At 62.7% G+C, this 1,153-nt stretch carries 1 protein-coding gene; it reads right to left on the reverse strand.

Annotated features, from left to right (window positions below; genetic code table 11):
• The coding region (locus tag LHL23_RS23425; protein ID WP_264181321.1) for an FGGY family carbohydrate kinase at positions 1–824 on the reverse strand (824 nt) is incomplete at its 3' end.
• Positions 825–1,153: the final 329 nt, after the last annotated feature.

The following is a 1,153-nucleotide window of genomic DNA, read 5'->3' on the forward strand; positions in this document are numbered from 1 at the left end:
TCATCCCCGGTGTTCAAGAGCGCAAAACACCCTGTCCCGTAGGTGGACTTCATCATCCCCGGCTGGAAACAGGCCTGGCCGATGGTGGCCGCCTGCTGGTCGCCGGCCACGCCCAGAATCGGAATCGCACCGCCCAGGATTTCCGGATCAGTGGTGCCGAAATCGGCGGCGCTGTCCTTCACCTCCGGCAGCATCTGCTGCGGCACATCCAGAAGATCGCTGATGGTGCGGCTCCAGCGGCCCTTGCGGATGTCATACATCAGCGTGCGCGCGGCGTTGGTGGCGTCGGTCACATGGGAGGCGCCGCCGGTCAGGCGCCAGATCAGGAAGCTGTCCACGGTGCCGAACAGAAGATCGCCTGCCGCCGCCCGCTCCCGTGCGCCGGGAACGGTGTCGAGGATCCATTTCACCTTGGTGCCGGAGAAATAGGGATCCAGCAGCAGCCCGGTGCGGTCCGCCACCATCTCTGCATGGCCCGCCTCGCGCAGCTGCTCGCAGATGGCGGCAGTGCGGCGGTCTTGCCAGACGATGGCGTTGTGGATCGCCTTGCCGCTGGATTTGTCCCAGACCACGGTGGTTTCGCGCTGGTTGGTGATGCCGATACCCGCGATATCCACGGCAGAGACATCCAGATCCGCCATCACCTTGCGGCAGACCGCGACGGTGGTTTCCCAGATCTCCTCCGGGTCATGTTCCACCCAGCCCGCTTGCGGGTAATGCTGGGTAAACTCCTGCTGCGCGGTGCCCGCGACCTGCATGCCTGCATCAAACAGGATTGCCCGGGTCGACGTGGTGCCCTGATCAATTGCCAAAATATAGGTCATCGGCTGCCCTCCAGTCTCCTCTGACCGGGGACAATAAACGCAAAGGTGCTACCGCTACCAGCCCTTACTAAAAAATTAGTTGACGTACCGCCGAAAACCGCAACACCTCTGCCCGGCGGCACCGCCGGGCGTGTTAGAAGCTCCTAAAACAGAATGGCTGCTGAACTACGCGCCTAGCTGAGGCACCTCGATATTGTCGATCAGGCGGATGCCATCCATCCAGGCCGCGGCCAGCAGGCGGCCACCATCGGCCAGGCCTGTTTCCAGCCGGGGATGATGAAGTCCACCTACGGGACAGGGTGTTTTGCGCTCTTGAACACCGGGGATGA

The organism is Leisingera sp. McT4-56, from assembly GCF_020514995.1.
GTDB lineage: Bacteria > Pseudomonadota > Alphaproteobacteria > Rhodobacterales > Rhodobacteraceae > Leisingera > Leisingera aquaemixtae_A.